The organism is Alistipes intestinihominis (assembly GCF_040095975.1).
In the GTDB taxonomy this organism is placed as follows: domain Bacteria; phylum Bacteroidota; class Bacteroidia; order Bacteroidales; family Rikenellaceae; genus Alistipes; species Alistipes senegalensis.
The window spans coordinates 109,374-131,648 of sequence record NZ_JBBMFL010000010.1 but is presented as its reverse complement, the minus strand read 5'-3'; the positions used below and the strand labels follow the sequence as shown (position 1 = coordinate 131,648).

21 protein-coding genes and 1 pseudogene are annotated in these 22,275 nt (G+C 56.8%); 17 read left to right on the top strand and 5 right to left on the bottom strand.

Features of this window, described 5'->3' with window-relative positions:
• Positions 1-106 precede the first annotated feature (106 nt).
• The 12 genes and pseudogenes from WMO46_RS09805 to WMO46_RS09750 all read left to right on the top strand — a co-directional run.
• Positions 107-316 (top strand): annotated as a pseudogene (locus tag WMO46_RS09805) (DUF3795 domain-containing protein); the annotation flags it as partial.
• Between the two features lie 30 nt (positions 317-346).
• On the top strand, positions 347-547 hold the full coding sequence (locus WMO46_RS09800; RefSeq protein ID WP_349094280.1) for a hypothetical protein: 201 nt from the start codon (positions 347-349) through the stop codon (positions 545-547).
• A gap of 21 nt (positions 548-568) precedes the next feature.
• The gene (locus WMO46_RS09795) at positions 569-1,507 is read left to right on the top strand and encodes a helix-turn-helix transcriptional regulator (protein WP_349094278.1); all 939 of its coding nucleotides are present in this window, start codon (positions 569-571) and stop codon (positions 1,505-1,507) included.
• A gap of 63 nt (positions 1,508-1,570) precedes the next feature.
• Positions 1,571-1,783 carry a hypothetical protein gene (locus tag WMO46_RS09790; protein WP_010259265.1) on the top strand — a complete coding sequence of 71 codons (213 nt, stop codon included), beginning with the start codon at positions 1,571-1,573 and terminating at the stop codon, positions 1,781-1,783.
• An 86-nt stretch (positions 1,784-1,869) separates the two neighbouring features.
• Positions 1,870-2,334 carry a thioredoxin-dependent thiol peroxidase gene (gene bcp, locus WMO46_RS09785; protein WP_026076389.1) on the top strand — a complete coding sequence of 155 codons (465 nt, stop codon included), beginning with the start codon at positions 1,870-1,872 and terminating at the stop codon, positions 2,332-2,334.
• Positions 2,335-2,350: 16 nt separating this feature from the next.
• Positions 2,351-3,364, top strand: a complete 1,014-nt coding sequence (recA, locus tag WMO46_RS09780; protein WP_019150119.1) for a recombinase RecA — start codon at positions 2,351-2,353, stop codon at positions 3,362-3,364.
• A 3-nt stretch (positions 3,365-3,367) separates the two neighbouring features.
• A complete protein-coding gene (locus WMO46_RS09775) occupies positions 3,368-5,590 on the top strand; it encodes a RelA/SpoT family protein (protein WP_129650061.1) in 2,223 nt (740 codons plus the stop codon).
• 4 nt (positions 5,591-5,594) lie between these two features.
• Complete coding sequence (locus WMO46_RS09770) at positions 5,595-6,050, top strand: hypothetical protein (protein ID WP_276714478.1); 456 nt, start codon at positions 5,595-5,597, stop codon at positions 6,048-6,050.
• A gap of 91 nt (positions 6,051-6,141) precedes the next feature.
• Complete coding sequence (locus WMO46_RS09765; RefSeq protein WP_019150116.1) at positions 6,142-6,528, top strand: HIT family protein; 387 nt, start codon at positions 6,142-6,144, stop codon at positions 6,526-6,528.
• 661 nt (positions 6,529-7,189) lie between these two features.
• A complete protein-coding gene (locus WMO46_RS09760; protein WP_349094277.1) occupies positions 7,190-7,654 on the top strand; it encodes a helix-turn-helix domain-containing protein in 465 nt (154 codons plus the stop codon).
• A 314-nt stretch (positions 7,655-7,968) separates the two neighbouring features.
• A complete protein-coding gene (locus WMO46_RS09755; protein ID WP_349094276.1) occupies positions 7,969-8,820 on the top strand; it encodes a metal ABC transporter solute-binding protein, Zn/Mn family in 852 nt (283 codons plus the stop codon).
• Entirely contained in the window at positions 8,817-9,587 is a 771-nt protein-coding gene (locus WMO46_RS09750) for a metal ABC transporter ATP-binding protein (RefSeq protein WP_276759708.1), read from the top strand. Before WMO46_RS09755 ends, WMO46_RS09750 begins: the two co-directional genes overlap by 4 nt.
• Positions 9,588-9,757: 170 nt before the next feature.
• Here the strand turns inward: WMO46_RS09750 and WMO46_RS09745 are convergent, their stop codons facing one another.
• Positions 9,758-10,045, bottom strand: coding sequence for a hypothetical protein (locus tag WMO46_RS09745; RefSeq protein WP_019150112.1), 288 nt, complete (start codon positions 10,043-10,045; stop codon positions 9,758-9,760).
• 148 nt (positions 10,046-10,193) lie between these two features.
• Positions 10,194-11,201 carry an OmpA family protein gene (locus WMO46_RS09740; RefSeq protein WP_278817680.1) on the bottom strand — a complete coding sequence of 336 codons (1,008 nt, stop codon included), beginning with the start codon at positions 11,199-11,201 and terminating at the stop codon, positions 10,194-10,196.
• A gap of 133 nt (positions 11,202-11,334) precedes the next feature.
• Between WMO46_RS09740 and WMO46_RS09735 the strand changes: the two genes are divergently transcribed.
• Positions 11,335-12,189 (top strand): GIY-YIG nuclease family protein, encoded by an 855-nt coding sequence (locus tag WMO46_RS09735; protein WP_278817681.1) that lies wholly within the window; start codon positions 11,335-11,337, stop codon positions 12,187-12,189.
• A 46-nt stretch (positions 12,190-12,235) separates the two neighbouring features.
• Here WMO46_RS09735 and argS read toward each other — a convergent pair whose 3' ends face one another.
• A complete protein-coding gene (gene argS / locus WMO46_RS09730) occupies positions 12,236-14,017 on the bottom strand; it encodes an arginine--tRNA ligase (RefSeq protein WP_278817682.1) in 1,782 nt (593 codons plus the stop codon).
• A 112-nt stretch (positions 14,018-14,129) separates the two neighbouring features.
• Between argS and WMO46_RS09725 the strand changes: the two genes are divergently transcribed.
• A complete protein-coding gene (locus WMO46_RS09725; protein WP_349094274.1) occupies positions 14,130-15,407 on the top strand; it encodes a hemolysin family protein in 1,278 nt (425 codons plus the stop codon).
• A complete protein-coding gene (gene dusB, locus WMO46_RS09720) occupies positions 15,404-16,426 on the top strand; it encodes a tRNA dihydrouridine synthase DusB (RefSeq protein WP_019150108.1) in 1,023 nt (340 codons plus the stop codon). The genes WMO46_RS09725 and dusB overlap by 4 nt, the downstream gene beginning before the upstream one ends.
• Positions 16,427-16,476: 50 nt before the next feature.
• On the opposite strand, the gene WMO46_RS09715 is transcribed toward dusB, so the two are convergent.
• On the bottom strand, positions 16,477-17,964 hold the full coding sequence (locus tag WMO46_RS09715; RefSeq protein WP_349094273.1) for a glycoside hydrolase family 125 protein: 1,488 nt from the start codon (positions 17,962-17,964) through the stop codon (positions 16,477-16,479).
• Positions 17,965-17,999: 35 nt separating this feature from the next.
• Positions 18,000-19,175 (bottom strand): glycoside hydrolase family 76 protein, encoded by a 1,176-nt coding sequence (locus tag WMO46_RS09710; RefSeq protein WP_349094272.1) that lies wholly within the window; start codon positions 19,173-19,175, stop codon positions 18,000-18,002.
• A 215-nt stretch (positions 19,176-19,390) separates the two neighbouring features.
• Here WMO46_RS09710 and WMO46_RS09705 point away from each other — a divergent pair, with 215 nt between their 5' ends.
• Positions 19,391-20,566: a glycoside hydrolase family 43 protein gene (locus tag WMO46_RS09705; protein ID WP_019150105.1), complete on the top strand. Its 1,176-nt coding sequence runs from the start codon at positions 19,391-19,393 to the stop codon at positions 20,564-20,566.
• The gene (locus WMO46_RS09700) at positions 20,553-22,256 is read left to right on the top strand and encodes an arylsulfatase (protein ID WP_195496493.1); all 1,704 of its coding nucleotides are present in this window, start codon (positions 20,553-20,555) and stop codon (positions 22,254-22,256) included. Before WMO46_RS09705 ends, WMO46_RS09700 begins: the two co-directional genes overlap by 14 nt.
• Positions 22,257-22,275 lie beyond the last annotated feature (19 nt).

Below are 22,275 nucleotides of genomic sequence, written 5' to 3'. Positions count from 1 at the left end.
ATTGCGATTCTGCATTTCAACAACTTACATTATTACGCCCCGTTCCCCCGCTTTATCCGATTTTCTTCGTATATTTGCGGTCGTTCCATCCTAAAAAACGAATCGAATGGATTTTCACGCAAAAATGATCGCTCCCTGCGGTCTCAATTGCAGCGTTTGTATCGGAGCGCTACGGGAAGAAAACCCCTGTCCCGGATGCTGGGGACCCGATGATGCAAAACCGGAATTTTGTGCCTCACAATGCAAAATCGCCTCCTGCACACTCCGCCGGACATTGCCCGGAGGCTTCTGCGACGAGTGTCCGCAGTACCCCTGCGCAGAGATGAAGGAACGGGAAACCCGCTATATGAACGATTATCCGCTGAGCGAATCGCCGATGGGCAACCTGGCATCCATCCGCAAAGTGGGGATGAACGCATTTCTGAATCAGGAGCGGACGAAATGGAGCTGCATTTCATGCGGCGGCACCATCTGTGTCCACACGGGACACTGTGCCGCCTGCGGAACAGACTGCACGCCCCGGAAATCCCGCTCCGAACACCTCTAAATCGCTGAACCAACGACCCGTATGGACCAACCCAAACTGGAATGCCTGCTGCGGCTGATGAAGCTGCTGACAGCGAACACCACCTACAACATCGACCAACTGGCCGAACGGCTCCAAATGTCGCGCCGCACGGTCTACCGCTATATCGACACCTTCCGCGATGCGGGATTCGTCATCAAGAAATCGGGCGACTGCATCCGTCTCGACAAGGAGTCGCCGCATTTCCGCGACATCTCGCAGCTGGTGCATTTCACCGAAGAGGAGGCCGTGATCCTGAAAAGCGCCATCGAAAATATCGACGACAACAACGTCCTGAAACAGAATCTCAAACGCAAACTCTACTCGGTCTACGACAATAAGACGCTGGCCGACACCGTGGTCCGGGGCAAGAACGCCCCGAACATCCGGCGGCTGATCGAAGCCATCGAGGAGCAGCGGCAGGCGGTCCTGCACGGTTACCAGTCGCCGCACGGCGGCGAGGTCCGCGACCGCCGGGTGGAACCTTTCGCTTTCACGACCAACTATGTGCAGGTGTGGTGCTACGACCTCGAAAGCCACTCGAACAAGCTCTTCAAAACGTCGCGCATCGGCTCCGTGGAGCTCTCCGACGCGGCGTGGGAACACGCTGCCGAACACGACGAAGGCTTCATCGACGTATTCCGCATGCACGGCGGAACGCGCCGCCGCGTACGTCTGGAACTGGGCATGCTGGCCTACAACCTGCTGTGCGAGGAATACCCGCTGGCCGAACGCGACCTGAAACCGCTGGGCCGGGGCCGCTGGGCGCTGGACACCGAAGTCGCCGGCATGGCCGGGGTGGGCCGCTTCGTCGTGGGGCTGCTGGACGACATCCGCATCGTCGATTCGCCCGAGCTGACGAGATACATCCGGGAATACCTCGCGGCGAATGCGCCGCAGGTAGGCGAGGAGGGCGAATCTATTTTTCGCACTATTTCATAGTTGTGTCACAACCTGTCACACGAGCGCCGTTCCTTTGCAACGTGAACCAAAAACAACAAGACAATGGGAACAGCTTACAAGATCAGGTGCAAGCACTGCGGAGCGCAGTTCGAGCACTCCACGCAGCCGGGTTTCGGACTGATGCCGATGTGCGTCGGCTGCGGCGAATACGTCGAAACCGAAACGGCCATCCGGTGTCCGGCCTGCCGACGGCGGCTCAACACCACGCAGGAGGAGTTCAACGAACAGGTCGAGGTGACCTACCTCTGGGATTGAGACCGCAAAAAAGTCGCCCCGGAAGCGCGGAAATCACCGGAAATTTTCATATCTTTGAGAAATAATTACCTTTTTCAAAAAACGCGATGACACAGTTGCAGGCAGGGGAGATGGCCCCCGATTTCAAGTCCACGACCCAAGACGGCGAACCGCTGACGCTCGCCGACCTCCGCGGACAGCGCACGATACTCTATTTCTATCCCAAGGACAACACCTCGGGCTGCACGCTGGAGGCCAAAAGCCTGCGCGACGGCAAAGCCGAACTGACCCGGATGGGATTCCGCATCGTCGGCGTAAGCCCCGACAGCGAAAAGTCGCACCGGAATTTCTGCGACAAACACGAACTGAACTTCACGCTGCTGGCGGACACCGACCATTCGGTCTGCGAGGCTTACGGCGTGTGGGCCGAGAAGTCGATGTACGGACGCAAATACATGGGCGTCCTGCGCACGACGTTCGTGATCGACGCCGAAGGACGCATCGAAAAGATTTTCAACAAGGTGGACACCAAGAACCATTACCAGCAAATCATTGATTCCTACAAACAGTAAAAAACAAAAACCCGATATGGCAGAAAAAGTACAGGTAAACGCGGACAAGCTCAAAGTCTTGGACGCCGTGATGCAGAAAATAGAGAAGGACTTCGGCAAAGGCTCGATCATGCGCATGAACAGCACCGAAGTGAACGACGTGCCGGTGATCCCCACGGGGTCGATCACGCTCGATATGGCGCTCGGCGTGGGAGGGTATCCCAAAGGCCGCGTCGTGGAGATCTACGGCCCCGAGTCGTCGGGTAAGACCACGCTGGCCATCCATGCCATCGCCGAAGCCCAGAAAGCCGGCGGTATCGCAGCCTTCATCGACGCCGAACACGCCTTCGACAGCTTCTATGCGCAAAAACTGGGCGTAGACGTTGACAACCTGCTCATTTCGCAACCCGACAACGGCGAGCAGGCGCTCGAAATCGCCGATTCGCTGATCCGTTCGAGCGCCATCGACATCATCGTCATCGACTCCGTGGCGGCGCTGACGCCCAAAGCCGAGATCGAAGGCGAGATGGGCGAGTCGAAGATGGGCTTGCAGGCCCGGCTGATGTCGCAGGCGCTGCGCAAGCTCACGTCGAGCATCTCGAAGACCAAGACCGTCTGCATCTTCATCAACCAGCTGCGCGACAAGATCGGCGTGGTGTACGGCAACCCCGAAACCACGACGGGCGGCAACGCGCTGAAATTCTATGCCTCGGTGCGCATCGACATCCGCCGCGTCTCGGTCATCAAGGACGGCGACGAACAACTGGGAACCCGCACCAAGGTCAAGGTCGTGAAGAACAAGGTGGCGCCCCCGTTCAAACGCGCGGAGTTCGACATCATGTTCGGCGAGGGCATCTCGAAAATCGGCGAGATCATCGACCTGGGCGTTGATTACGGCGTGATCAAAAAGGCCGGGTCGTGGTTCTCCTACGGCGACAAAAAGATCGGCCAGGGACGCGACGCGGTCAAGGAACTGCTGCAAAACGACGAGGAGCTGCGCAACGAGATCGAGGCCAACGTCCGAGAGGCCATGAAGACCAAAAAGGAGTAACATATGGGGTATACTGCCGAGGATGAGCTGCTTATAAAGGAAAAATGGGATGATCTCCTGCTGTCCTGCACCAAGATCTGCAAGAACGACGAGGACTGGAATTTCATCAAACGGGCATTTTTCCTGGCCAAGGAGGCACACGAGGGGGTAAGGCGCCGCTCCGGCGAGCCGTACCTCCTGCATCCTATTGCAGTAGCCAAGATCGTCATCGAGGAGATCGGACTGGGTGTGAAATCGGTCGTCGCGGCGCTGCTGCACGATGTCGTGGAGGACACGGAATACACCGTGGAGGACATGGAACGCATTTTCGGACCCAAAATCGCCTCGATGGTTGACGGACTGACGAAGATGTCGGGCGTATTCAACGCCGACACCTCGGAGCAGGCCGAATATTTCCGGAAAGTGCTCCTCACGCTTTCGGACGACGTAAGGGTCATTCTGATAAAGATCGCGGACCGGCTGCACAACATGCGCACGCTGGGGGCGATGCCCATGAACAAGCAGATAAAGATCACCGGCGAAACCATCTACCTTTTCGCGCCGCTGGCTTACAGACTGGGGCTCTATTCGATCAAAAGCGAGCTGGAGGACCTCTGCATGAAGTACCGCTTCCCGCAGCAGTTCGCCGAAATCACCCAGAAATTACAGGAAAGCGAGGCTTCGCGCCGGGAATTCATCGACAAGTTCAATGCCCCGATCATCGCTGCGCTCAACCGCGACAACATCAACTACGAGATTTCGGGCCGCGTGAAAAGCGTCTACTCGATCTGGAGTAAAATGCAGCGCAAACAGATTCCCTTCGAGGAGATTTACGACCTGTTCGCCATCCGCATCGTCTTCAAACCGCTGCCGTTCCCCTCGGAAAAGACCCAATGCTGGCAGATCTATTCCACGATCACCGACATCTACACCCCCAAGCCCGACCGGCTGAGAGACTGGATTTCGATGCCCAAGGCCAACGGCTACGAGGCGCTGCATTCGACGGTGATGGGCCCCGACGGGGTTTGGGTCGAAGTGCAGATCCGCACGCAGCGCATGGAGGACATCGCCGAACGCGGATTCGCCGCACACTGGAAATACAAGCACGCCACCATCTCGCAGGACGAAGACGAATTCGACCGTTGGCTAAAACAGATCCGGGCGGCGCTGAACAGTCCGACGGAGAATGCCGTGGACTTCCTGGACAACTTTAAGTTATCGCTGTATACATCGGAGATAGTGGTATTTACGCCGAAAGGAGAGGCCCGGAAAATGCCGTTCGGCGCCACGGCCCTCGACTTCGCCTACGACATCCACTCGAAGATCGGCAACAGCGCCATCAGCGCCAAGATCAACCACAAACTCGAACCGATCACCACGCAGATCAACAGCGGCGACCAGATCGAGATCATCACCGCCGACAACGCCCGCCCCAAGCCCGAATGGCTGGAGATAGCGACCACGGCCAAAGCCAAACAGGCGATCAAGAGCTTCCTCAAACGCGAGCGGCAGAACAACATCGAGCGGGGGATGCAGATGCTCGACGAGAAGATGAAGTCGCTGAATGTCAAGCTCAGCGGCCGTGTGCTGCGCAAGATCGTCCCCATCTACGACTGCAACAACAAGGAGGAACTATACAGCAAGATCGGAGCGGGAATCGTCTCGCTCGACAGCCTGGACAAGGCCCTGAAAGTCAACTCCAAGAGCAAGATACTCAAATTTTGGACCCTCTTCATCCCCAAAAAGGAGGAGGAGGACGCCGACGATCCCCAGACCCCGGGCGAAATCGCCCCGGCGGCGGATGCACAGACCGCGGCGGAACCGCAGTTCGAAATCGCCGAATGCTGCAAGCCGATTCCGGGCGACAAGGTGGTAGGGTATCGTGATCCCGCGACGGGAAACATCATCGTCCACAAGGCCACGTGCGACGAGCTGAACCGACTGGCCGCACAATTCGGGCGAAACATCGTCAAGGAAGAGATCAAATGGTCGCAGCACAAGGCCATGTCGTACCTCGTGACCACGGAACTGCGCGGCATCGACCGGCAGGGTATTCTGCTCGACCTGGCGAAGGTCGTGAGCGCCGATTTCAACATCAACATCCGCGAAGTGAACATCCACAGCCACGACGGCATCTTCGAAGGCAGCGTCAGTCTCTATGTGAAGGACGCCGAAAGCCTCCACGCCGTGATGGACAAACTGCGCAAGATAAAGGGCATAGAGAGTGTCAAACGAACATTAAGCTGAGGTCATGGAGGATTTTGCATCTGTCATATGGGCCGTGATCATCGTAGGAGCGATGATTTTCAACGTCGTGTCGCAATCCCGCAAGGCCCGCGGAAAAGGCGCCCGACAGACTCCCCACGGCGAAGCATGGCCCACGTCGGCCCCCGACATGCCGATGCCGTCGGCCACACCGGCGCGCCCGGAGCCTGCTGCACCCGTTTTTGAGGACGAATGCCGAAGTCTCGAAGAAATTCCCGCTCAGGAGTACGAGCCGGAATATACGGCGCCAAAAACGGCCAAAACAAAGGCTCCCCGGCATCGGACCGCCGAACGGTTCAGAACTGCGCCGGAAAAGGATGCAATCGCGGCCCACGCCATTACCGATGCGCCGGAAGAGGCGGCGGCCATCGCCGAAGAATTCGACCTGCGGCAGGCCGTGATCTACTCGGAGATACTGAAACCCCGTTTCGACGAGGAATAGGGCAGCTGAGTCCCGGAGAGCCTACATCCAGCCCAGCGACCGCTTCCGAGCGCCCCCAATCTGCAAACACTTTTCTAAACAGCATAAGAAGATGGCAACCATTTTTTCACGCATCATTGCGGGGGAGATTCCCTCCTACAAAGTAGCCGAGGATGAGAACTACTACGCATTTCTCGACATCAATCCGTTGACCAAAGGACACACGCTGGTCGTACCGAAGCAAGAGGTAGACTACATTTTCGACCTCGAAGATCAGACCTTGGCGGGCATGATGGTCTTCGCCAAGAAGGTAGCCGCCAAAATTCAGCGCGAAATAGCGTGCGCAAGGGTCGCCGTGGTCGTTTTAGGGCTCGAAGTACCGCATGCGCACATCCATTTGATTCCGATTCAGAGCGAAAACGATGTCGATTTCCACCGCGAAAAGCTCAAATTGACGCCGGAAGAGTTCCGGGAAATCGCCGATAAACTGTCGAAATAGGAGATTGTTAACAAAAATATAATTCGCTGTATTTTAGGCGGGTAGTGAGTTATCAACACTACCCGCCCTCTTTTTATTTAACATAATGTGCACCAAATCAGCAAAAGCAGCCAATTCTATCGGTCAATCATCGGGAATAGCCCAAAAACACTCCAAAATTAACCCGAAAGGGTGGGTTGTTTACATATGTAAACATCAAGAGACGGTGAATTTTCCATTCATAATTACATTTGTAATCCATACATTTGTTTACACACCTGTTAATATATACATTTGGAAATTATAAGTCCTCAAGGAGTAAAGCCTTTTTGAGGGCCGCTCCAACGAAAGTTAAAGCGTTAAACAATCAACAAAATATTCAATTATAACCAACTATTTACGAGAATTACATAAAGTAAAAATTCATACTTATAGAAGGCTCTATATGATTAGGAGATGTAAGTACGCCCAACGCCACATATATATAATAAACTATACTATTTACCAATGATTTAACATAGATAATATAAAGCGAAGATTTACGATAAGTTTATCGGGCATATTTAACCATATTCTGTGATTAACATATGTAAACTTTATCAACACTTATTAGCATTTTACAAATGTAGATTTTTCTTGTTTTACAAAAAACAAATCTTTATATTTGTAAAAATTTGCGCGAATGAAGGAAAAATTGCTCGATTTGATGAAACACGAGGGTTTGAAGCCGAGCCAGCTTGCAGAAATACTTGAAGTCAATCCGGCCGGAATCTCCCACATTCTCGCCGGACGCAACAAGCCGGGCTTCGATTTGCTTCAGAAGATTTTCAGAAGGTTTCCGCAAATCAACCCCGACTGGCTGTTGCTTGACTCGCCGCAGATGTACCGCGACGAACATCCCGGCATATCGCAGGCATCCGCTCCAGCGTCCGCCTCGCAACTTCCGATCGACAATGATCTGTTCGGGGCGGTCGAAACCAAGGCCGTCTCTCCGAAAGCCGACCGTCAGGAACCGGAGGTTGCCGGATCACCGGCACAATCGGCCGCATCCCAGTTTCCGGTCAGCCGAACCGGAGCCAGCGTTCAGCGGGTCGTACTGTTTTACGACGATCAAACCTTCGAAAGTTTCGAGCCTACAAAGCGCTAAAATCTTTCACTCAAAAAATTTCCCGGAATACACCGCGTATGAAAAACTAATCCAAGGGCAATTCAATCGTCTCGACCATAATAACCATAATTATAAGAGCACTCCACAAGAGTGCTTTTTTTATACCCGGAATTGGCATACAACATGTACAATCAAATTTGAATTAATATTCATGTTATGTTAAATTAATGATGTAATATCATGAAATACATAATATTATACCCAACAACACTAAGCAAAACAAATCGCAAATGCAAGGTCTTCGCAGAATTTTATTACCTTTGTTCGGATTATGAAAACATTGATTATCAATCATGCGTAAAATTGCGACATATCTGTCGGCAATCGTGCTGCTGACGGCCTGCATAACGAATAACCGGCAGAATAACAGAATTTTATACGTTTCGATACAACCGCTGCAAAGCCTTGTGGACAGCATTGTCGGCGGAGATTTCGAAGTCGAAGTACTCGTGCCCGCCGGAGCCAGTCCCGAAACGTTCGAACCTACGCCCAGACAATTTGTGGAGCTAAACAAAGCGCAACTTATTTTCAATGTGGGACTTATCGACTTCGAAACCTCGCTGTTGGGCAAAGTCGAACAACAGGAGAAAGTCATTGACCTGAGCCGCGGAATCGACCTGATCGAAGGCTCTTGTTCGCACAGCAGCCACGGACACAATCATACGCACGGTGTTGATCCCCATGTCTGGACCTCCCCGAAGGCGTTGCAGAAGATGGCGGCAAACGCTTTCGAAGCCATTCGCAAAGCCTATCCCGATTCGGTGAAATACGAAACCAATTATAACCGGTTGCAGAAGGAGTTACAAGCATTGGACGCTCGCACGGCGGAGAAAATCGCACGGAGCGGCATCGAATATTTCATCGTCTACCACCCCGCCCTCACCTATTATGCCCGCGACTACGGGCTGCGGCAAGTCGCCATCGAAGCAGACGGTAAGGAGCCATCGGCCAAGCAGTTGACGGCAATCATCCGGAAAGCCCGGGAGGATGGAGTCCGCCGGATATTCTACCAAAAGCAATTCCCGGCATCGACCGTGGAGGTCATAGCCCGAGACATCGACGCCGAATACGTGGCGATTGATCCGCTGGACCGGGACGCCATAGCGAACATCGACACGATAACCGACTTAATCACCGCAAAATGAATCTGGTAACAATGCGCGACGTAAGCGTCGCATACGACGGATACGAAGCCATTCAGCATGTCGATCTGGAAATCGGCGACGACGATTTCCTGGGTGTCATAGGTCCCAACGGCGGCGGAAAGACGACGCTCGTGAAAGCCATACTCGGAACCGTGCCCCATACGGGCGAAATATGTTTGGCGCCGGAGTTGTTCCGGGGCAAGGAGCGGCTGATCGGCTATATGCCGCAGTTGTCGGATTTCGACCGGGAGTTTCCGATCTCGGTGCTCGAAGTCGTGCTGTCGGGATTGCAGGGCCGCCGCGGGTTCCGCTCCCCCTACACCCGGGAGGACCGCGAAAAGGCGATGGCGCTGCTGGCCTCGTCGGGGATTGCCGAAACGGCCCGCCAGCCGATCGGAGAGGTGTCGGGCGGCCAGATGCAGCGGGCGCTGCTGGCCCGGGCCGTGATCTCGGACCCGAAACTGCTGATTCTGGACGAACCCGCGAATTTCGTGGACAACAAGTTCGAGAAAGAGCTTTACCGTACGCTGCACGAGCTGAATACGCGCATGGCAATCGTCATGGTGTCGCACGACATCGGCACGATCACGAGTGTCGTGAAAGAGATCGTCTGCGTCAACCGCCGCGTGCACCGTCACCGTTCGAACGTGCTGACCGAAGAGCAGCTGCGCAACTACGACTGCCCTATTCAGCTCGTTTCGCACGGCCACATTCCCCACACCGTGCTGGAGCACCACCCGGGGGACGGATGCTGCGACCACGAATAACCCGCTTAAGAAGCGGTCCTTACGGGCGACGGCATGCAAAGGATTTCAGGAACGAAGTGGCCCATGATCCCCTTTTCCCGATGACACAGTTCGCCCCGAACGGGAAATACACAGTATACCCGTTCGGGGCGGACAAGACTGTGAGGCAGGGATGCCGCAGTCGTCGAAAATTACTTCTGACCGTTGATCTGGCTCAGCTTCTCGAAGAGTTTGCCGAAAACATCGTCCATCTCGGCGCGCAACGCAGCGTAGTGCTTGCGGACGAGCGACGCATTGTGCGGCTCGGCAGGATTCATCGCCTTGGCGAACAGGTCGTTGCGAACGGCGACAGCCTCCTGCATCACCGCGAAGATCTCCTTCTCTTTCGAAGGCTGGAAACAGATAGCCATATCGCAGTCGAAAACAACCTCTTCGAGGCGGTAATCAATCTCCTTTTTCAGATTACGTAAATTTGCCATATTCGGTAGATTTTAGAATTTTTGCTTCGACAAAGGTAGTAAAACGTTTCGGATTATCAAACATTTTCAGACTGCGGCCCCGGGAAATAATTTCCGTGCGGGGAGCGGACAAAAAAAAGATTCCGGATTTCCGGAATCTTTTTGCCGATTACATTTTCTCGAGCTCCTTATAGGTTTTCCTGGCGGCTTTCTCGGCCTTCTTGGCGGCCTTGGCCTCCTTTTTGGCGATCTTCTTGGCCGCCCTCTCCTGCTGGCGGACTATCTTCTGGGCTTCGCGGGCCTCCCTTTTGGCGAGTCTCTCGGCGGCACGGGCCTCCTTGCGGGCCTCGCGGGATTCCTCGCGCACCTCTTTCTTATACTCATGCTCGTTGGGCATCTCGACGATGATCCCGTTCACCTGCTCATCGACGACCACATACGGCTCGGCAGGCTGTGCAGGCTGCGGCGCCGGCTGGGGCTTGGGTTTGGAAATCAACATACGCTGCTCGACGATGCTGTTGACCTTATAGTCGATCGTCAGCTCGACACGGCGCAGCGGCGGCAGGATGTTCTCCTTCATATAGTCCCATGCGGCGGTCATCTTTTTCAGAGCCAGTTCCTTCTGATCCGGAGACTGCCGGCCGTCGAGAATCCCCAGCACGGCCTGCTTATCGGGCACGGACGACTGTGCGACCAGCGTGCGGCACATCTCCCAATCCTCGGCGACGGAATTCACCGTCACCTTGTACTTCTTCGAAAATCCGTATTTCCGGTCGAGATAAGCCTTGAAATCATTGGCACGGCGGGCAGCCAGCGCCTCGTTGAATTTCACGGGGCCGTCGGGCGACGAATAGCCCGTGACGGTCACCGCGCTGACCTGCTTCAAGGTGTCTTTGGCCAGGTCGGCGACGAAGGCATTGAGTTCGTCGAGCTCCTTCGGGTTGCCGCTGAGCGCGGCGTTGAGCGTCGCCAGATTGATCCGGTAACGGACCGAATAGTCGGCATCGTTCCGGCTTTTGACGAGAAACCTGCGGACGATGCAGTTTCCGTCGGTGGTTTCCGACAGCAATACGGTATCGGCCGCAGGCGCCGTCACCGCACTCTTGGTCTGTGCCGTCGCTCCGGCAGCGGCACACAACGCGAGAGAAAAAGCGAATGTAGATACGATTGTTTTCACGCTAAAATAGTGTTAGTTGACTGCACTACCCTCTCGCAAGATTCGTACCACGGTTTCGAACGACTCTTTTTCAATCGTCTCACAACCGCATTTCAATAAATATCCGTATCTTTGCAAAAATAATTCGTTCAAGATGGCATACGGCAAGAAAATAACACTGTTTCTGATGGATGGCTCCGCGGAAGGGCGTATCAGTTGCGAATTGTCCAACTGGAATGGAAAAGCATACCGTATCCCGAGATCTTGTATCCGCCAATGCACGGACCGAAAGGATATGGACAATGCCGGCGTTTACATCCTGTTCGGCAAATCCGACAATACGGACAAAGAAGGTCTGGCATATATCGGCGAAGCCGACGGCATTTTGAAACGGCTGACACAGCATCTTTCGCAAAAAGATTTCTGGAATGACGCCATCGTGTTCGTCAGCAAAGACAACAACCTGAACAAGGCTCACATCAAATACATAGAGAACAGATTGTACGAAGCAGCCGACGAAGTCGGCCGTTACAAGCTGGAAAATTCCAACACCCCTACCCGATCGACCATCTCCGAACCGGACGAGGCCGAAATGGAGGAATTCATCGCCAATATCAAGCTGCTGATCGGCACGTTGGGTTTCAAAATCTTCGAACCATTGATTTCACAGCAAAACGCAACGCCGAACCACATCTTGTATATTCAGGCTGCCCGAGGAGCGAACGCCCGGGGGATTAGCACCACAGAGGGATTCGTCGTATTGAAAAATTCCCGAATCGCGGATTCCGTCACCCGCTCTTTCCCTGACAATTACCTGCACTTACGAGATAAATTGCTTTACAACAAGGCGATCATTCAGGACCCGGAGGGACTCGTACTGACCAGGGACCTGTTATTTTCCAGTCCTTCCACAGCCGCCAGTATCGTCATGGGACGTAGTGCCAATGGCCTGGCAGAATGGAAAACGAAGGACGGGCGCATTCTGAAATCGCTGGAGGAGACCAAATAAAAGAGGCTGCTTGAAAGCAGCCTCTTTTCAGATTACCCTTGCAAAATTACATCCGTTCGGGAACGTCGATGCCCAACAGCTTCATGCCGCGGCGGATGACGCGGGCGACCTGCCGGGCCAGCTGAAGGCGCATCCGGCGCGTGTCGGCGTTCTCCTCCTTGAGGATCGAGTGGTCGTGGTAGTAGCCGTTGAACTGTTTGGCCAGTTCGTAGACGTAGGCCCCGATGATCGACGGCGCGAAATTCTCGCCCGCAGCGGCTACGACCGCAGGATATTCGGTCAGCGTCTTCACCAGGTCGATCTCTTCGGGCAGATAGTCGGCGGCGGCAGCCCCTTCGAAATCAATGCCTGCCTCGGCGGCCTTGCGCAGGATCGAGCAGATACGCGCGTGGGTGTACTGGATGAAAGGCCCCGTATTGCCGTTGAAGTCGATCGACTCGCGGGGATCGAACAGCATCGTCTTCTTGGGGTCCACCTTTAATATAAAGTATTTGAGGGCGCCCAGTCCGACCATCGTCGAAACGGCGTTCGCCTCCTCTTCCGTGCATCCGTCCAGCTTGCCCAGCTCGGCCGACATCTCGCGGGCCGTCGAAACCATGTCCGCGATCAGGTCGTCGGCATCGACCACCGTACCCTCGCGCGACTTCATCTTGCCCTCGGGAAGCTCCACCATGCCGTAGGACAGGTGAGTGATGTGGTCGCTCCAATCGGCATAGCCCAGCTTTTTCAGCACCAGTTTCAGCACCTGGAAATGGTAGTTCTGCTCGTTGCCCACGACATAGATCATGTCGTCGAGCTTGTTATCCTCGAAGCGGCGGAAGGCCGTGCCCAGATCCTGCGTCATGTAGACTGACGTGCCGTCGCCGCGCAGCAGCAGTTTTTCGTCGAGGCCGTCGGCCGTGAGGTCGATCCACACCGAATTGTCGGGTCGGCGGTAGAAAACACCCTTTTCGAGCCCCTCCTCCACCAGCGCCTTGCCCAGCAGATAGGTCTGCGATTCGTAGTAAACCTTGTCGAAATCGACGCCCAACGCCTTGTAAGTCACATCGAAACCCTCGTACACCCAGCCGTTCATGGTCTCCCACAGCGCGTAAACCTCGGGGTCCTTGGCCTCCCACTTGCGCAGCATCTCCTGCGCTTCGAGCATGATCGGGGCGTTTTTCTTGGCCTCGTCCTCCGACTGTCCCTGCGCCACGAGCTCCTTGATCTGGGCCTTGTAGTGTTTGTCGAACTCCACGTAGTACTTGCCCACGAGGTGATCGCCCTTCATGCCCGTCGAAGCGGGTGTTTCGCCGTTGCCGTAGAGCTTCCACGCCAACATCGACTTGCAGATGTGGATGCCGCGGTCGTTCACCAGATTGGCTTTGATGACCGTGTGGCCGTTCGCCGCGAGGATCTGCGCCACGGAGTACCCCAGCAGATTGTTGCGGATGTGCCCCAGGTGCAGCGGCTTGTTGGTGTTGGGCGACGAGTATTCGATCATCACCGTGCGGCCCGTAGCACGCGCCTGTCCGAAAGCGTCGTCGGCAGCGATCTCGGCGAAGCGCGCCGCCCAGAAACTGCTGTCGAGCGAGAGGTTCAGGAAGCCTTTTATTACATTGAAAGCCTTGATCTCCGGGATGTTGGCCGTCATATATTCGCCGATCTCGGTCGCGGTGGCCTCGGGCGACTTGCGGCTTCGTCGCAGCAGCGGAAACGTCACGAGGGTATAGTCGCCCTCGAACTCCTTGCGGGTCTTCTGAATCTGCAACTGCTCGTCGCCGAGCTCTCCGTAAAGCGTCTCCACCGACCGGCGGACCGCATCCGAAATAAAGGTCTCGATATTCATGTGTGAATTGATTTTTGCCTGCAAATTTAACGTTTTTCGCCGAATAATCAATCCCGTGCCCCGATATTCTGAAACAATCCGTATATTTGCCGGGTAAACCGACAAGACATTCATGGAAATTCTCGTCATACTGCTGCTGATTCTGTTCAACGGGCTCTTCGCCATGTCGGAAATCGCGCTGATCTCGGCCCGCCGTTCGAATCTGGAAATGCAGGCCCGTCAGGGCAGCGCAGGGGCCCGCCAGGCCCTGAAGCTGGCCAAAGACCCCGACCGGTTCCTCTCGACGGTGCAGATCGGCATCACGCTCATCGGAATCCTCACGGGTATCTATTCGGGCGACACGCTGGCCGCCAAATTCGGCCGGGAACTGGCCGAACTGGGCATCCCGATGCATGCGGCGACCGTCACAGCGCAGGTCACGATCGTCATCGCAGTCACCTACCTCACGATCATCTTCGGCGAGCTGGTACCCAAGCGCATCGGCATGAACGCCGCGGAGAAAGCCGCGAAGATCGTGGCACGCCCCATGCGGGCGCTTTCGGTCGTGGCGTCGCCGTTCGTATGGCTGCTCTCCAAAAGCACGGCGGGCGTCACCCGCCTGCTGGGTCTGCACAAGGCCGAGAGCAAAGTGACCGAGGCGGAAATCCGATCGGTCATCCAGGAGGGCGCCGAAGACGGCGAAGTGCAGGAGGTCGAGGAGAAGATCATGGGCCGCGTCTTTTCGCTGGGCGACCGCACGGTGGAGTCGATCATGACGCACCGCAGCGAGCTGGTGTGGATCGACGTGTCGATGACGGCCGACGAAATCCGCGAAGTCGTGGCCCGCGCGCCCCACAACCGCTACCCTGTCGGCGAAGGCAGTCTGGACAAACTGCTGGACGTGGTCTACCTCAAAGACCTCTTCCTGCACCTCAATGCCCCTGCGTTCGATCTGCGCGCGCTGCTGACTCCCGGAAAGTTCTTCCACGAGGGATTCGAGGTCTACAACGCCCTCGAACAGCTGCGCAGCGAGCAGCTGGGATACGGCATCATCTGCGACGAATTCGGCGTCACACGCGGCATCATCACCCTGAAAGACATCTTCGAAGCGCTCGTGGGCGAGCTCCCCGACCCGCGCGAAGAGCCCGACATCGTGCGGCGCGACGACGGCAGCTGCCTCGTGGACGGACAGTGCCCCTACTACGACTTCCTCGCCTGGTTCGGGCTCGAAGAGGTGTTCCCGAACAACGCCTACAACACCGTCAGCGGCCTGATCCTCGACCAGCTGGCCCACATCCCGGCCACGGGCGAAAAGCTGTCGTGGAACGGCTTCACGCTCGAAATCGTGGACATGGACGGAGCGCGCATCGACAAGGTGCTCGTCACCCTCGAACAACCGGAACAAGCATGAAAATCGCAGACATAGAATTAGGAGACCGCCCCCTGCTGCTGGCGCCGATGGAGGATGTGACTGATCCGTCGTTCCGCTACATGTGCAAGCGTTTCGGCGCCGACGTGGTCTACACGGAGTTCATCTCCTCGGACGGGCTGATCCGCGATGCGGCCAAATCGCTCAAAAAACTCGAAATCGACGACGCGGAACGCCCCGTGGGCATCCAGATCTACGGCCACCTGATCGAACCGATGGTCGAGGCGGCGCGCATGGCCGAAGCGGCCGGACCCGACATCATCGACATCAATTTCGGCTGCCCGGTGAAGAAAATCGCCGGGCGCGGCGCCGGATCGGGCATGATGCGCGACGTGCCGCTGATGGTCGAGATGACGCGGCGGATCGTCGCGGCGGTGAAGACCCCCGTGACGGTGAAAACCCGCCTGGGATGGGACGAGGAGTCGAAAAACATCGAAGAAATAGCCCTGCGTTTACAGGACACGGGCATCGCGGCGCTCACGATCCACGGCCGTACAAGGGCCCAGATGTACCGCGGCGAAGCGGACTGGACGCTGATCGGACGGGTCAAGAACAACCCGCAGATACGCATTCCGATCATCGGCAACGGCGACGTTGATTCGGGTCCGAAAGCCAGGGAGATGTTCGACCGCTACGGCGTGGACGGCGTGATGATCGGCCGCGCGACCTACGGCCGTCCGTGGATATTCCGCGAAGTGAAGCATTATCTTACGACAGGCGAGGTGATGCCCCAGCCGTCGGTCACGGAACGGGTGGCCATCGCCAAGGAGCATCTGCGGAAATCGCTCGAAATCAAGGGCGACCATGTCGGCATTCTCGAAATGCGGCGCCATCTGACGAACTATTTCAAGGGGCTGCCCGACTTCAAGTCCACGCGTCTGAAACTCGTCACGTCGCTCGACATCGACTGCCTGTTCTCGACGCTCGACGAAATCGCCGTCCGCTGGGGCGGCTACGACCTGAGCGGCGCGGTCCCCGCCCCGCTGTCGCACGATCTCTGAAAAAAACCGGGGCTGACGATCAGCCCCGGTTTTCGTTCGCCCCGACGGTCCTATTGCACCATGATGCTGTTCAGCAGGTCGGTTTTGCCTTCATTCACCAGTTTGAGGATCAGCTCCCCGAACAGCGTGTTCTGCCATGCGAACCACGAGCGCGTGAACTTGTTCGGGTCGTTCACATCGAACGATTCGTGCATGAAGCCCGTCCCGGCGTCGGTCGTCATCAGCATTTCGACACAGCGTTTGATCTCCGCGTCGTCCGTCGAGGTGAAAGCCTTCATCATGATACTCATCGGCCAGGCCATGTCGTAACCGACATGCGGTCCTCCGATGCCCTCGCCCGCCGTACCGCGGAAGAAATAGGGATTCGACGTGCTCCACACGAAGCGGCGGGTGTTCTGATAAATCGGGTCCTTCACGTCCATATCGCCCAGATAAGGCATGGCCAGCAGACTCGGAACGTTCGCGTCGTCCATCAGGAAGCGGTTGCCGTAGCCGTCAACCTCGAAAGCATAGATTTTACCGAAATCCGGATGGTCGCAGACGGCATACTTCCGAAGCGCCGTCTCGACCTCCGAGGCAAGAGCCGTACATTCGGCGGCCAGTTTCTTCTCCCCGTTCACCTTCGTCAGGATTTCGGACGCCTTGCGCAGCGACGTTACGGCGAAAAAGTTCGAGGGAACCAGGAACAGAAACGTCGTAGCGTCGTCCGAAGGGCGGAAAACCGAAGCGATCAGCCCCACCGGCTTCACCGGATTGCCCTTGCCGTCGTTGCAGACCGTATCCAACTGCCGCTCCGTACGGCGCCGGAACGTATAGGGCCCCACGCCCTCCTTGCGCTGCTGTTCGCGGAACGTGCGCAGGATATTCCGCACGGCGGCGAGCCAATGCTCGTCGAAAACCGAAGTGTCGCCCGTCACTTTCCAATACTCATACGCCAGGCGAAGCGGGTAGCACAGCGAGTCGATCTCCCACTTCCGTTCGTGAAGCTCGGGACGCATTTGCGTCTTGTCCTTCATCCACTGGTGGTCCGGATTAGGGTCGTAGGGGTCCAGAAAAGCATTGGCGTAGGGATCGAGCTCGATACATTTCATTTGACGGCGAATGACGCCCGCGAGCATGCCGCGCAGATGTTCATCGCGGTTCGCAAGCTGGAGATAGGGCCACACCTGCGCCCCCGAGTCCCGGAGCCACATGGCGTGGATGTCGCCCGTATAGACCACCGTGTCGTCTTTGCCGTCGTCGTCCTTGCGGTAGCGAACCGTCGTGTCCAACGTATTCGGGAAACAGTTCTCGAACATCCAAGCCAGCTTCGAGTTGGTCAGGACGCTTTTCACGCGCGCGATTTCCGCTTCGACGGCGGCGGATTTGAACAGGCGCTCCGACTCCGGGGGCCGGTTCGTCTTCGAATAGCAGGCTGTCCGGGCCGACAACCGGGTAGCGTCGGCGGGAATGAGCAGCTCAGCGGAAGCATGCGACTGCGCCCCGATGCAAAACACCGATACGGCAGTCAAAATCAGCAGTTTTGAGTTTTTCTTCATCTTTTTCGGTATGATTCTAAGATTCGACAAGTCGGTTATTCGGCGACATCCGCCATCCGGGCGAACATCTCGGCCAGCGCAGCCTGCGACAGAAGCCACTTGCGCCCCTCGCGGCCGCGGCCGCTCCAATCGGCCAGAAGGCCCCGGCAGTCGCGGGAGCAGGTCCACGCATGGTCCAGCGTCTGACGAAAGGCATCCAGGCCGGTCTGACGGCCGTCTTCACGGCTGAGTTCGATGAATCCGCGCAGCATCACCGCATCGAACCAGATTTTATCGCGCCGCAGAATCCGGACGGAACCGCCGCCCGGTTTGTGAACGGGCCGGAAAAAATGGGTCAGGCAGGCCGCGGCGGTCTGCTGCGCTTCGGCGAGATAACGTTTTTTGCCGGTGATGCGGTGAAGCAGGGCGCCCGCCTGGATCATCTGACCGCTGTTGTAGGAGAATTTGGCCTTGTTGACCGCCCCTTTCAGCGAGATGTTGTCGAAATAGAGGTCGTCGGAACGGTCGAGAAGCCTCTTGCGCGTCCATTCGTAGAGCGCCCGCCCCTGTTCGAGATACTCCTCCCGGCCCGTCGCCAGATAGAGTTTCAGGGCCAAAACGGCCCCGGGAGCGTTCGAACAGGTATTTTTCGACCCTTTTTTCTGCTCGCACCAATAGATGCCGCCGCCCAGCCGGTCGTCGGTCCCGCTGGCAACGAAGAGCCAGATGCGCTCCGCCTCGTCGAGGAAACGCCGCTGGCGGGTTGCGGCGTAGAGATCGGCGAAGTCGATCCCGAGCCAGATATTGTCGTCGTAGAAACGGTCCGAGGCCGGAGCGGAACGGATATAGGAGGCATAGGCGAAAGGTCGTCGCCGGTCGTCGGCATACTCCCGCAGCCCGGGCAGGACCACCGAGTCGAGCAAAGGCCCGAAACGCTCCCAGCCCTCCGTTTCGACGAGGGCCGCAACGGCCGACAGCGTTCCCGAAAACGGCCAGAGGTAGGAAAATTCGTTGGCTGCGGATTCGCCGGCGAGGTAGGTCGCCTTATAGGCGCCGTCGTCGGGATAGTTCTCCCGAAGGAGCCGGGTCCCGGGGACGGAATAATAGGTATAGAGCGAATCGAGCATCGCCGTGGCGCGTGCGGCATATTCGCCCCGCTGCGCAGCAGCGGAACCTGAAACCAGGACGGCGCAGAAAAAGAGGGCGAAAACCGGGCGTTTGGGAAACAACATAAAAAACATCACGATTTATTTGCATACAAATATAGATATAACAACCGCTACGAACCACTAATTTTTGACCAATAAACATAATATTCCCGCCAACCGAACGCCGCCGGGGCGATTTTGGCTAAATACTGTTTTTTCCTGATCAAAATGTTGCGGACAAAAAATTATTATTTCCGAAATTTGTAATCAGAAAACGAGACCTTAAAACCAACCCGACCATGAAAACTCCCGTACATACCGCATCGCTGCGCCGGACCGCGGGCCGGATCATCTCCACCCTGCTGTTGCTGTGCACCGCGTGCGCGGGGAAAGAGACGGCGGGAGACGATACCTTCGAAAACCCCGTCGTCCTCAAATACGAGAACACCTCGATCTATTTCCACGAGGGAACCTATTATTACGTCACGAATTCGAACGGCAATCTGGAACTGTACGCCGGTGCGGACCCGACGCGGCTGGAACAGAGCACCCCCAGCACCGTATGCCGCGTCAGGGCGGAATACGGGCTGCTCCATATCTGGCACCCCCAGATCGTGAACATACGGGGAAAATGGTACATCTACCTGAGCGCCGACGACGGCAATACGGACAACCACCGGATCTACGTGCTCGAAAACGCAGAACAAGACCCGCGCGACGGAGCGTTCACGATGCGGGGACGCATCAGGACCGACCCGGAGGATAACTGGGCCATCCATCCCTACGCCTTCGAGTACGACGGCGAACTCTATCTGATCTGGTCGGGATGGGAATCCCGCAGAGTCTACGCCGAAACGCAGGGCATCTATATCGCCCGGCTGGAAAACCCCTGGACCCAATGCACCCCGCGTGTCCGGATCTCCGCGCCCGAACACGAATGGGAGCGGCAGTGGGTAAACCCCGACGGCTATAAAACCGCCTATCCGGTCTACGTCAACGAGGCTCCCTTCTTCTTCGGAAACGACCGCACGGACCGGCTCTACATCTACTACTCGGCCAGCGCCATGTGGACCCCCTATTATGCGATCGGCGAGCTGTCGGCAGCCAAAGGCTGCGATCTGCTCAACGCCGCGTCGTGGAAGAAAAAGAGCAAACCGGTCTTCACGATGACCGATCCGTCGTGGAAAAAGACTCCGGACGCACGGACCGCCTCGGCGCCGGGCGTCTACGCCCCGGGATACCCGTTCATCATCCCCTCGCCCGACGGAACCGAATATTTTCTGGTTTACATGGCCCGGAACATCGTAGGAGACCCCTACCGGCCCTATTCGCGCACCGTACGCATGCAGAAAATCGGATTCTCGACGGAGGGAACCCCCGAACTGGGCTCCCCGGAACCGATCGGCAAAGCGCTTAAAAAACCGTCCGGCATAAAAACCGAATCTCAAAATCAACATAACGATGAATCCAAGTAAATTAATTCTTCCCGTTTCTCTTCTGACCGCAGCGGCCGCCGAGAGCGAACATTGCACGGCCAAGCCGAAGAAAGACGCCCGGCCGAACGTAATCGTCATTCTGGCCGACGACCTGGGCTTCTCCGACATCGGATGCTACGGGGGTGAAATCCATACCCCCAACCTCGACCGGCTGGCAGCGAACGGGCTCCGCTTCAACAACTTCTACAACACGAGCCGCAGCTGCCCCACCCGGGCGTCGCTGCTCACGGGCCTCTACCAGCACCAGGCGGGCATCGGCCGGATGACTTTCGACGACCACCTGCCGGGATACCGCGGCACGCTGTCGAAGAACGCCGTGACGATCGCCGAGGCGCTCCGCGGTTCGGGATACCACACGGGCATGGTCGGGAAATGGCACATCGCCGAAACGCCCCTGCGCCCCGACCAGCGCGAATGGCTGGCCCACCATGTCTACCACGAGGAGTTCGCCGACAAGATCAACTACCCCACCCGCCGCGGCTTCGAGGATTTCTACGGCACGATCTACGGCGTGGTGAACTACTTCGACCCGTTCAGCCTCGTCGATGGCGAGGAGCCCGTGCGCGAGGTTCCCGAGGGATATTACATTACCGACGACCTCTCGCAGAAGGCCGTCAGCTACGTGAACAAATACGCCAAAGACGACAAACCCTTTTTCCTCTACCTCTCCTACACGGCGCCCCACTGGCCCCTGCACGCCCTGCCCGAGGACATCGAGAAATACAAGGACACCTATAAAGAGGGCTGGGAAGTCATTCGCAACCGGCGTTACGAACGCATCAAGCAGCTGGGCATCTTCCCCGGACAGGAGGATTTCCTTTCGCAGCGCCAGTTCAACGACAAATGGGAGGATAACCCCAATGCCGAATGGGACGCGCGCGCAATGGCCGTGCACGCAGCCATGATCGACCGGATGGATCAGGGAATCGGTCAGGTGCTGGACGCTCTGGAAAAGAACGGACAAATGGACAACACGCTGATCATCTTCCTCTCCGACAACGGATGCAGCAGCGAAAGCTGTCAGAACTATTCGCCCGGCGAGAACGACCGTCCCGACATGACACGCGACGGACGCCCCATCGTCTATCCGAAAAAGAAAGAGGTGATGCCCGGTCCCGAGACCTCCTACGCATCGCTCGGCGCGAAATGGGCGAACGTGGCCAACACCCCGTTCCGGTTCTGGAAAGCCAAGTCGTTCAGCGGAGGCATCTGCACCCCGGTGATCGCCCACTGGCCCAAGGGACTCAAAAAGAGCCTCCGCGGCAAGGTGACCGGCCAGATGGGACACGTCATGGACATCATGGCCACCTGTCTCGACCTCTCGGGCGCCGAATACCCCGCGACCTACGACGGCAACCGGATCATCCCGCTCGAAGGCAAGAGCCTCGTACCCGTGCTGCGCAAAGGCGAGCGCGAGGGACACGACTACCTGGGTTTCGAACACTTCAACGAACGCGCGTTCCTCTCGAAGGAGGGCTGGAAGATCGTCCGTCAGGGCAACAAACACCCCTGGGAGCTCTACGATCTCAACAACGACCGTTCGGAGCAGCACGACCTCGCCAAGCAGAATCCCGCGAAGGTCGAAGAGCTGACGAAAGCATACGAGGAGTGGGCGAAACGCTGCATGGTGGAGCCTTATCCCGGCCAATTCAAGAAAAACAAGAAGTAAACCGCATATCACCTTAACA

Bases quoted from the DNA above. Each gene is read 5' to 3' on its own strand.
- WMO46_RS09715 (WP_349094273.1), bottom strand. From the start codon at position 17,964: ATGAAGAAAAACTCAAAACTGCTGATTTTGACTGCCGTATCGGTGTTT.
- WMO46_RS09765 (WP_019150116.1), top strand. From the start codon at position 6,142: ATGGCAACCATTTTTTCACGCATCATTGCGGGGGAGATTCCCTCCTAC.
- argS (WP_278817682.1), bottom strand. From the start codon at position 14,017: ATGAATATCGAGACCTTTATTTCGGATGCGGTCCGCCGGTCGGTGGAG.
- WMO46_RS09710 (WP_349094272.1), bottom strand. From the start codon at position 19,175: ATGTTGTTTCCCAAACGCCCGGTTTTCGCCCTCTTTTTCTGCGCCGTC.
- WMO46_RS09705 (WP_019150105.1), top strand. From the start codon at position 19,391: ATGAAAACTCCCGTACATACCGCATCGCTGCGCCGGACCGCGGGCCGG.
- WMO46_RS09770 (WP_276714478.1), top strand. From the start codon at position 5,595: ATGGAGGATTTTGCATCTGTCATATGGGCCGTGATCATCGTAGGAGCG.
- WMO46_RS09795 (WP_349094278.1), top strand. From the start codon at position 569: ATGGACCAACCCAAACTGGAATGCCTGCTGCGGCTGATGAAGCTGCTG.
- WMO46_RS09760 (WP_349094277.1), top strand. From the start codon at position 7,190: ATGAAGGAAAAATTGCTCGATTTGATGAAACACGAGGGTTTGAAGCCG.
- WMO46_RS09775 (WP_129650061.1), top strand. From the start codon at position 3,368: ATGGGGTATACTGCCGAGGATGAGCTGCTTATAAAGGAAAAATGGGAT.
- WMO46_RS09800 (WP_349094280.1), top strand. From the start codon at position 347: ATGAACGATTATCCGCTGAGCGAATCGCCGATGGGCAACCTGGCATCC.
- WMO46_RS09755 (WP_349094276.1), top strand. From the start codon at position 7,969: ATGCGTAAAATTGCGACATATCTGTCGGCAATCGTGCTGCTGACGGCC.
- recA (WP_019150119.1), top strand. From the start codon at position 2,351: ATGGCAGAAAAAGTACAGGTAAACGCGGACAAGCTCAAAGTCTTGGAC.
- WMO46_RS09790 (WP_010259265.1), top strand. From the start codon at position 1,571: ATGGGAACAGCTTACAAGATCAGGTGCAAGCACTGCGGAGCGCAGTTC.
- bcp (WP_026076389.1), top strand. From the start codon at position 1,870: ATGACACAGTTGCAGGCAGGGGAGATGGCCCCCGATTTCAAGTCCACG.
- WMO46_RS09700 (WP_195496493.1), top strand. From the start codon at position 20,553: ATGAATCCAAGTAAATTAATTCTTCCCGTTTCTCTTCTGACCGCAGCG.
- WMO46_RS09725 (WP_349094274.1), top strand. From the start codon at position 14,130: ATGGAAATTCTCGTCATACTGCTGCTGATTCTGTTCAACGGGCTCTTC.
- WMO46_RS09735 (WP_278817681.1), top strand. From the start codon at position 11,335: ATGGCATACGGCAAGAAAATAACACTGTTTCTGATGGATGGCTCCGCG.
- WMO46_RS09750 (WP_276759708.1), top strand. From the start codon at position 8,817: ATGAATCTGGTAACAATGCGCGACGTAAGCGTCGCATACGACGGATAC.
- WMO46_RS09745 (WP_019150112.1), bottom strand. From the start codon at position 10,045: ATGGCAAATTTACGTAATCTGAAAAAGGAGATTGATTACCGCCTCGAA.
- dusB (WP_019150108.1), top strand. From the start codon at position 15,404: ATGAAAATCGCAGACATAGAATTAGGAGACCGCCCCCTGCTGCTGGCG.